The organism is Streptomyces sp. NPDC023723 (assembly GCF_040639815.1).
In the GTDB taxonomy this organism is placed as follows: Bacteria; Actinomycetota; Actinomycetes; order Streptomycetales; family Streptomycetaceae; genus Streptomyces.
Genome location: NZ_JBFAAP010000021.1, coordinates 110858 through 119948, shown reverse-complemented (window position 1 = coordinate 119948; position 9091 = coordinate 110858). Strand labels below are relative to the sequence as shown.

The following is a 9091-nucleotide window of genomic DNA, read 5'->3' as shown; positions in this document are numbered from 1 at the left end:
CCGACGTAGTCCACGCACAGGTCCAGCATGTGCGCGCCCTCGCGGATCTGGTCCCGGGCCATCTCCACACAGTCGTCCCAGCGGGCCTCCAGCATGGCTTCGCGGAACTTCTTCGACCCGTTCGCGTTGGTCCGCTCGCCGATGGCCAGGTAGGAGGTGTCCTGGCGGAACGGGACCGACTGGTACAGGGAGGCGGCGCCCGGCTCGGGCTGGGGGTCGCGCTCGGTGGGGACGGCGCCGCGGACGCGTTCGACGACCTGGCGCAGGTGCTCCGGGGTCGTGCCGCAACAGCCGCCGACCAGCGACAGACCGTACTCACGGACGAACGTCTCCTGCGCGTCCGCCAGCTCGGAGGCGCCCAGCGGGTAGTGCGCGCCGTCCTTGCCGAGGACCGGCAGACCGGCGTTGGGCATGCAGGACAGCGGGATGCGGGAGTGCCGGGCCAAGAAGCGCAGGTGCTCGCTCATCTCGGCCGGACCGGTCGCGCAGTTCAGGCCGATCATGTCGATGCCGAGCGGCTCGAGGGCGGTCAGCGCCGCGCCGATCTCCGAGCCGAGCAGCATCGTGCCGGTCGTCTCGACGGTGACCGACACGATCACCGGCAGGTCGAGGCCGAGCGCGTCCAGGGCGCGCCGGGCGCCGAGCACGGACGCCTTGGTCTGGAGCAGGTCCTGGGTGGTCTCCACCAGCAGCGCGTCCGCGCCGCCCGCGACCAGGCCCTCGGCGTTCCGCTGATAGGCGTCGCGCAGTACGCCGTACGGGGCATGGCCGAGGGTGGGCAGCTTGGTGCCGGGCCCCATGGAGCCGAGCACCCAGCGCTGCCGGCCGTCCTTCGCGGCGAACTCGTCGGCCACCTCACGGGCCACCCGGGCACCCGCCTCGGACAGCTCGTGCACCCGGTGCGCGATGTCGTACTCACCGAGCGCCGAGTGATTGGCGCCGAAGGTGTTGGTCTCCACGCAGTCCACACCGACCGCGAAATACTCCTCGTGAACGGAGCGGACGATGTCGGGCCGGGTCACGCTCAGCACCTCGTTGCAGCCCTCCAGCTGCTGGAAGTCGTCCAGCGTGGGGTTCTGCGCCTGGAGCATGGTGCCCATCGCACCGTCGGCGACCACCACACGGGTGGCGAGCGCCTCGCGCAGGGCGGTGACACGGGTCCGGGTGTCGGCGGACGGGGTGGACGGCGACGAGGCCATGTACGGGCTCCCTAGGATGCGACGGCTGTCGGCTTTGCGGCTTCCCGGGGTCATCGGTACACAACACACCGGGAGGGCGCACGCCGCCAGGGTAGCCGGGTGACGGGCCCCGCGGTCAGGGCGTCCACGGGACGGACGAGGATGAGACGGGGCACCGGCCGGCCCGGGCGGGGGCGGCACGGCGGAGCCCGGGGTGGCCGAAGAGTGCCACAGTTGCCCACCGGCCATTGGCGGGAGGTCGGCATGGACCGGTAGTGTTCGGCATTGCCGAACAGTGGAAGTGACGTCGCGCGTCGACGGTAGGACGGGACGGAGGCGGGACGGCGATGGCACGGAACATCCAGTCGCTCGAACGGGCGGCCGCGATGCTGCGACTGCTCGCGGGCGGCGAACGACGGCTCGGCCTCTCCGACATCGCCTCGTCGCTGGGCCTGGCCAAGGGCACCGCCCACGGCATACTGCGCACCCTCCAGGCGGAGGGCTTCGTCGAGCAGGACACCGCCTCCGGGCGCTACCAGCTGGGCGCCGAGCTGCTGCGCCTGGGCACCACCTATCTCGACGTGCACGAGCTGCGGGCCCGCGCCCTGGTATGGACCGACGACCTGGCCCGCTCCAGCGGCGAGAGCGTCCATCTGGGCGTGCTGCACCAGCGGGGCGTGCTGATCGTGCACCACGTCTTCCGGCCCGACGACAGCCGGCAGGTGCTGGAGATCGGCGCCATGCAGCCGCTGCACTCCACGGCGCTGGGCAAGGTGCTCTCCGCCTACGACCCGGTCGCGCACAGCGAGGCGCTGGAGACCGAGCGCCGGGCCTTCACCGACCGCACCGTCTGCGCACCGGACGCCTTCGAGCACGTACTGGACCTCACCCGCGCGCGGGGCTACGCGGCGGATGTCGAGGAGACCTGGGAGGGCGTCGCCTCGATCGCCGCCCCCATCCACGACCGGCGGCGGATGCCGGTCGGCTCGGTCGGCATCACGGGGGCCGTGGAGCGGCTCTGCCAGGAGGGCGAGCTGCGCCCCGAGCTGATCGCGGCGGTGCGGGACTGCGCCCGCGCGGTCTCCCGGGATCTGGGCGCCGGACGTTTCTGACCCCGTCGCGGCGGGCGGCACCGGGGCGCCGAGGGCGGCGTCCCGGCTTCGGGCATGCCCGGGACCAGCCAAAACACGGCGATACATCACCGTAGTGCGACAGACCTCGCCAAAGTTTGATCAGCGGACCGATCGGTATCAATCGTGTTTTGGACAATAGAGCTCTTGACGCGCGTGCGATATCGGGATGAGACTCCGTCCATCGGTCGGCATTGTCGAACACCTACCGGCATCACGCGATAGAGTGGACGACCTCAGGGCCGACTTCCCTGGACGAAGGACAAAGGAGTCGCGGGTGTCCAGCTCCGACATCTTCATCGGCGAGACCATCGGTACCGCCATACTCATTCTGCTCGGCGGCGGCGTCTGCGCCGCCGTCACACTCAAGAAGTCGAAGGCGCAGAACGCCGGCTGGGTGGCCATCGCCCTCGGCTGGGGCTTCGCCGTCATGGTGGGGGCCTACATCTCCACCCCGCTCTCCGGTGCCCACCTGAACCCGGCGGTCACGCTGGCCCTGGCGATCAAGGACGGCAACTGGGGCGACGTCCCGGTCTACTGGGGCGGCCAGATCCTCGGCGCCCTGATCGGCGCCACCCTGGTGTGGCTCGCCTACTACGGCCAGTTCCACGCCCACCTCACCGACAAGGAGATCGTCGGCGGTCCGGGCGCCCAGGACACCACGGCCAAGTCGGTGGAGGCCCAGGAGAAGGGCGCGGGCCCGGTACTCGGCGTCTTCTCCACCGGCCCGGAGATCCGCAACACGTGGCAGAACCTGGCCACCGAGATCATCGGCACCTTCGTGCTGATCCTCGCCATCATGACCCAGGGCCTGAACCAGGACGGTGACGGTCTCGGCGCGCTCGGCGTCCTGATCACCTCGTTCGTGGTGGTCGCCATCGGCCTCTCGCTCGGCGGCCCGACCGGATACGCCATCAACCCGGCCCGCGACCTCGGCCCGCGCATCGTGCACGCCCTGCTGCCGCTGCCCAACAAGGGCGGCTCCGACTGGAGCTACGCCTGGATCCCGGTGGCCGGACCGCTGATCGGCGCCGCCATCGCCGCGGGCGTCTACAACGTCGCCTTCGCGTAAGCCGCGCCGAACCCCACCGCCACCACCACGGACCCCAGGAGCAACAGTGAGCGACACCCACACCACCGGCCCCTTCATCGCCGCGATCGACCAGGGCACCACCTCCTCCCGCTGCATCGTCTTCGACCGCGACGGCCGCATCGTCTCCGTCGACCAGAAGGAGCACGAGCAGATCTTCCCCAAGCCGGGCTGGGTCGAGCACGACGCGAACGAGATCTGGCGCAACGTCCAGGAGGTCGTCGCCGGCGCCGTCCAGAAGGCCGGCATCACCCGCGACGACATCAAGGCCATCGGCATCACCAACCAACGCGAGACCACCCTGGTCTGGGACAAGCACACCGGTGAGCCCGTCCACAACGCCATCGTCTGGCAGGACACCCGCACCGACGCCCTCTGCCGGGAGCTGGGCCGCAACGTCGGCCAGGACCGCTTCCGCCGCGAGACCGGCCTCCCGCTGGCCTCCTACTTCGCCGGCCCCAAGGCCCGCTGGCTGCTGGACAACGTCGACGGCCTGCGCGAGCGCGCCGAGGCCGGCGACCTGCTCTTCGGCACCATGGACAGCTGGGTCATCTGGAACCTGACCGGCGGCGTCGACGGCGGCAGGCACGTCACCGACGTCACCAACGCCTCCCGCACCCTGCTGATGAACCTGCGCAAGCGGGAGTGGGACGAGAAGATCTGCGAGTCCATCGGCGTGCCGCCGCAGATGCTCCCCGAGATCCGCTCCTCCGCCGAGGTGTACGGCGAGATCAAGGGCGGAAAGCTCGGCGAGCTGCTCGGCGGCATCCCGGTCGCCTCCGCGCTCGGCGACCAGCAGGCGGCCCTGTTCGGGCAGACCTGTTTCGACGAGGGCGAGACCAAGTCGACGTACGGCACCGGCACCTTCATGCTGATGAACACCGGCGACAAGGTCATCAACTCCTACAGCGGCCTGGTGACCACCGTCGGCTACCAGATCGGCGACCAGCAGCCGGTCTACGCCCTGGAGGGCTCCATCGCCGTCACCGGTTCGCTGGTGCAGTGGATGCGCGACCAGATGGGCCTGATCTCCACCGCCGCCGAGATCGAGACGCTGGCCATGCAGGTCGAGGACAACGGCGGCGCCTACTTCGTACCGGCCTTCTCCGGCCTGTTCGCCCCGTACTGGCGCTCCGACGCCCGCGGGGTGATCGCCGGCCTGACCCGGTACGTCACCAAGGCGCACCTCGCGCGCGCCGTCCTGGAGGCCACCGCCTGGCAGACGCGGGAGATCGCGGACGCCATGACGAAGGACTCCGGGGTGGAGCTGACCACCCTCAAGGTCGACGGTGGCATGACCTCCAACAACCTGCTGATGCAGACCCTCGCCGACTTCCTGGACGCGCCCGTGGTGCGCCCGATGGTCGCCGAGACCACCTGCCTCGGCGCCGCCTACGCCGCCGGCCTGGCCGTCGGCTTCTGGAACAGCACCGACGACCTGCGCGCCAACTGGCGGCGGGCCGCCGAGTGGACCCCCCGCATGGACGCGGACACCCGCGACCGCGAGTACAAGAGCTGGCTCAAGGCCGTCGAGCGGACCATGGGCTGGCTCGAGGACGAGGAGTAAGAACCGCAATGACCACTCAGTCCACCCTGACGTCCGTACCTGCCCTGGGGACGCACCCGGCCGCCGGCTCGAACCCGAGCCGGGCCGAGACCCGGGAGCAGCTCTCCCAGGCGTCGTACGACCTTCTCGTCATCGGCGGCGGCATCCTCGGCATCTCCACCGCCTGGCACGCCGCGCAGTCCGGCCTCAGGGTGGCCCTGGTCGACGCCGGCGACTTCGCCGGCGCCACCTCCTCCGCCTCCTCCAAGCTGCTCCACGGCGGTCTGCGTTACCTGCAGACCGGCGCGGTGAAGCTGGTGGCGGAGAACCACTTCGAGCGCCGCGCGGTCTCCCGCCAGGTCGCCCCGCACCTGGCCAACCCGCTCACCTTCTACCTGCCCGTGTACAAGGGCGGGCCGCACGGCGCGGCCAAGCTCGGCGCCGGTGTCTTCGCTTACTCGGCGCTGTCCGCGTTCGGCGACGGCGTCGGCCACCTGCTCTCCCCGGCCAAGGCCCAGCAGGACGTGCCCGAGCTGCGCACCGAGAACCTGAAGGCCGTGGCCGTCTACGGCGACGACCAGATGAACGACGCCCGGATGGCGCTGATGACGGTCCGCGCGGCCGTCGACGCGGGCGCGGTGGTGCTCAACCACGCCGCGGTGTCCGGGCTGCGCTTCACCAAGGGCCGGGTGACCGGCGCCGAGCTGACCGACCGGCTGACCGGTGACGAGTTCGGCGTCAACGCCCGCCTGGTGCTCAACGCCACCGGCCCCTGGGTCGACCACCTGCGCAAGCTGGAGGACCCGGGCGCGGCGCCCTCCATCCGGCTGTCCAAGGGCGCGCACCTGGTGCTGAAGCGCACCTCGCACTGGAAGGCGGCGCTGGCCACCCCGATCGACAAGTACCGGATCACCTTCGCCCTCCCCTGGGAGGACATGCTGCTGCTCGGCACCACCGACGAGGAGTACGAGGGCGATCCGGCGGACGTCGCCGTCAACGACAAGGACATAGCCCAGATCCTGGACGAGGCGGCGTTCTCCGTCCGGGACCAGCAGCTCGACCGCGACCTCATCACGTACGCCTTCGCGGGCCTCAGGGTGCTGCCGGGCGGGCCCGGGAGCACGGCCAAGGCCAAGCGCGAGACGGTCGTCACCGAGGGCCGGGGCGGGATGCTGTCGGTGGCCGGCGGCAAGTGGACCACCTTCCGGCACATCGGCCGCACCGTCATGCAGAAGCTGGAGGCGCTGCCGGGCCACCCCCTCGGCGACGACTTCGAACCGGTCTCCTCGCTGCCGAAGAAGCTGCCGCTGCCGGGCGTCGCCAACCCCCGCGCGATCGCCCACCGGCTGCTGGTGGACGGTCCGGCGCCGGGCCCGCGGATGGCCGCCGACACCGCCAAGCACCTGGCGACGCACTACGGTTCGCTGGCCCTGGACATCGCCCGGCTGGCCAACGAGAGCCCGGAGCTGGCCGAGCGGGTGCACCCGGACGCGCCGGAGATCTGGGCGCAGGTGGTCTGGGCCCGGGACCACGAGTGGGCCGAGACGGCGGACGACGTGCTGCGCCGCCGCACCACGCTGACCATCCGCGGCCTGGCCACCGACGAGGTCCGCGGCAAGGTGCGGGACCTGCTCGACAAGAAGTAGGCGCACCCGCCGGGCGGCGACCCCGCGCCCTTCGGGGCCGGGGTCGCCGCCTCTCGTGTCGGTGCCCCCATAATGGCCTGATACATCGGATGTCTGAGGGGCGTCCGGCAGAGGCAGGAGGCCGAGCGTGGCAGTCACCGACGAGGCGATCGAGAAGATCAAGGGCATGATCGTCTCCGGCGCGCTGCGCCCCGGCGACCGGCTGCCCAAGGAGAGCCGGCTCGCCGACGAACTCGGGCTGTCCCGCAACTCCCTGCGCGAGGCGGTCCGGGCCCTGTCCCTGATCCGCATCCTGGACGTGCGGCAGGGCGACGGCACCTATGTGACCAGCCTGGATCCGCAACTCCTGCTGGAGGCGCTGAGCTTCGTGGTCGACTTCCACCGCGACGACACGGTGCTGGAGTTCCTCGCCGTCCGCCGCATCCTGGAGCCGGCCGCGACCGCGATGGCGGCGGCCTCGATCAGCACGGCGGAACTGGACGCGCTCGACGCCCAGTTGGACGCGCTCGGCGCCGAACCCTCGGTGGAGCGGCTGGTCGCCTGCGATCTGGAGTTCCACCGGGGCATCGTGCGCGGCTCCGGCAACACGGTGCTGTGTTCCCTGCTCGACGGTCTGTCCGGGCCGACCACCCGGGCCCGGGTGTGGCGCGGTCTGACCCAGGAGGACGCGGTCGGCCGCACCCTGCGCGAGCACCGCGCGATCCTCGCCGCGCTGCGCGACCGGGACGCGGAGGCGGCCCGTTCCTGGGCGACCGTGCACATCGCGTCGGTGGAGCAGTGGTTGCGCGCGAGCCTGTGACTGTGCCCGGTGGCTCCAGCCTGTGATCGCCCGCGCGTGTCCGACCCCGGGGAACGGGGCAGTGATCCGTTCACTCCCCCGTGCAAGGGGGCTGCGGGCGCCCCCGCCGCACGCCGTAAGGTTGGGTCGTTAAGCGAGGGCACGTCGGAAGGAGGCGCTGGGTGATCGAGCTCGAGGGGGTTCCCGAGCTGATCGACCCGGTCATGGTGGCCGCGTTCGAGGGCTGGAACGACGCCGGCGACGCCGCCTCCACCGCGGTCGCGCATCTGGACCGGGAGTGGAAGGGCGAGGTCTTCGCGGCGCTGGACGCCGAGGACTACTACGACTTCCAGGTGAACCGGCCCACGGTGTTCCTGGAGGCCGGGGTCCGCAAGATCACCTGGCCGACGACGAGACTGTCCGTGGTCCGGGTCGGCGGTGACAAGCCGCGCGACCTGGTGCTGGTCCGCGGCATCGAACCGTCCATGCGCTGGCGGTCGTTCTGCAACGAGCTGCTGGGCTTCGCCCATGAGCTGGGCGTCGAGCTGGTGGTGGTCCTGGGCGCCCTGCTCGGTGACACCCCGCACACCCGTCCGGTCCCGATCAGCGGCACCACGTCCGACGCCGACCTGGCCCGCCGGATGGACCTGGAGGAGACCAAGTACGAGGGTCCCACGGGCATCGTCGGGATCCTCCAGGAGGCGTGCACGCACGCGGGCGTGCCGGCCGTGTCGCTGTGGGCGGCGGTGCCGCACTACGTGTCGCAGCCGCCCAACCCGAAGGCGACGCTGGCTCTGCTGAACCGGCTGGAGGACCTGATCGACGTCCGCATCCCGCTGGGTGAGCTGCCCGAGGACGCGCGGGCCTGGCAGGTGGGCGTGGACCAGTTGGCCGCCGAGGACAGCGAGGTCGCGGAGTACGTGCAGACGCTGGAGGAGGCCCGGGACACCGCGGAGCTGCCGGAGGCGTCGGGCGAGGCGATCGCCCGCGAGTTCGAGCGGTATCTGCGGCGGCGGGACGGCGGACCGGGCGGCCACGCGACGGCGGACGGCGGCGAGATCCCGCCCGGCCCGCCGTTCCGCCGGGACGGTCCGGGCGGCCGTCCTCGGCCGCCGAAGCCGCCGAAGACCGGCGGTGACGACGAGGAATCCTCGGAGGAGTGAGGCGGGGAGGGGGGCTCGTCCGAGCCCTCCTCCCCCGTTGGGGGCAGTGCGCGGCGCGCCGGGCCGGCCGTCCGTCGCACGCCGGTGCCGCACCGGCTCACCCTCGACCAGCCGGCCCATCGGTCGGTCCGCGGGGCCGACGCTGGGATGCCCGGCGCCGAGCCCCACGACCACGCCACGGTTGATGTGCCGGGCTCGCCCGGTGGCCGTCGCCGTCGGCCGGCGAGCCGAAGCAGGCATACGGAGCACGCCCGACGGTGACGCCCCTGGGCCGGAACCCGGTGGGGAACGGACCCCGGGGCCAGTGGCCCTGGCGTGGCGGTGCCGCCCGGCCAGGGCTGTCCCGGTGCCGGCGGCGCCGGTGAGCAGGAGGCCGGTCGGGTGTCACGGGCGCGACGGGCTCAGGAGCATTCGGTAGGTGCCAGGGGGCGTCCTGCCGCGTGCGGACCGGCCGTCGCGCGGGCCAGCCCTGCGGACCGGCCACCGCCCGGACCGGCCACCACACGAGCCAGCCCCGCGCGGACCAGCCACCGCACAAGCCAGCCCCGCGCGGACCAGCC

Annotated in this window: 7 protein-coding genes; 6 read left to right on the top strand and 1 reads right to left on the bottom strand. The window is 71.9% G+C overall.

Annotated features, from left to right (window positions below; genetic code table 11):
• Nucleotides 1–1199 (bottom strand): homocysteine S-methyltransferase family protein (locus AB0G32_RS22425; protein ID WP_361165888.1); only part of this gene is annotated, 1199 nt, incomplete at its 3' end.
• Between the two features lie 326 nt (nt 1200–1525).
• On the opposite strand from AB0G32_RS22425, the gene AB0G32_RS22420 reads away from it, so the two are divergent.
• The 6 genes from AB0G32_RS22420 to AB0G32_RS22395 all read left to right on the top strand — a co-directional run bounded on the left by AB0G32_RS22420 (nt 1526) and on the right by AB0G32_RS22395 (nt 8531).
• Entirely contained in the window at nt 1526–2290 is a 765-nt protein-coding gene (locus AB0G32_RS22420) for an IclR family transcriptional regulator (RefSeq protein WP_361165885.1), read from the top strand.
• A 295-nt stretch (nt 2291–2585) separates the two neighbouring features.
• On the top strand, nt 2586–3380 hold the full coding sequence (locus AB0G32_RS22415) for an MIP/aquaporin family protein (RefSeq protein ID WP_361165882.1): 795 nt from the start codon (nt 2586–2588) through the stop codon (nt 3378–3380).
• Between the two features lie 46 nt (nt 3381–3426).
• A complete protein-coding gene (gene glpK, locus AB0G32_RS22410) occupies nt 3427–4965 on the top strand; it encodes a glycerol kinase GlpK (protein ID WP_361165879.1) in 1539 nt (512 codons plus the stop codon).
• A gap of 8 nt (nt 4966–4973) precedes the next feature.
• A complete protein-coding gene (locus AB0G32_RS22405; RefSeq protein ID WP_361165876.1) occupies nt 4974–6590 on the top strand; it encodes a glycerol-3-phosphate dehydrogenase/oxidase in 1617 nt (538 codons plus the stop codon).
• Nucleotides 6591–6717: 127 nt separating this feature from the next.
• Nucleotides 6718–7389 (top strand): FadR/GntR family transcriptional regulator, encoded by a 672-nt coding sequence (locus AB0G32_RS22400; RefSeq protein ID WP_361165873.1) that lies wholly within the window; start codon nt 6718–6720, stop codon nt 7387–7389.
• A gap of 161 nt (nt 7390–7550) precedes the next feature.
• The gene (locus AB0G32_RS22395; RefSeq protein WP_361165870.1) at nt 7551–8531 is read left to right on the top strand and encodes a PAC2 family protein; all 981 of its coding nucleotides are present in this window, start codon (nt 7551–7553) and stop codon (nt 8529–8531) included.
• The last annotated feature ends 560 nt before the right edge of the window (nt 8532–9091 follow it).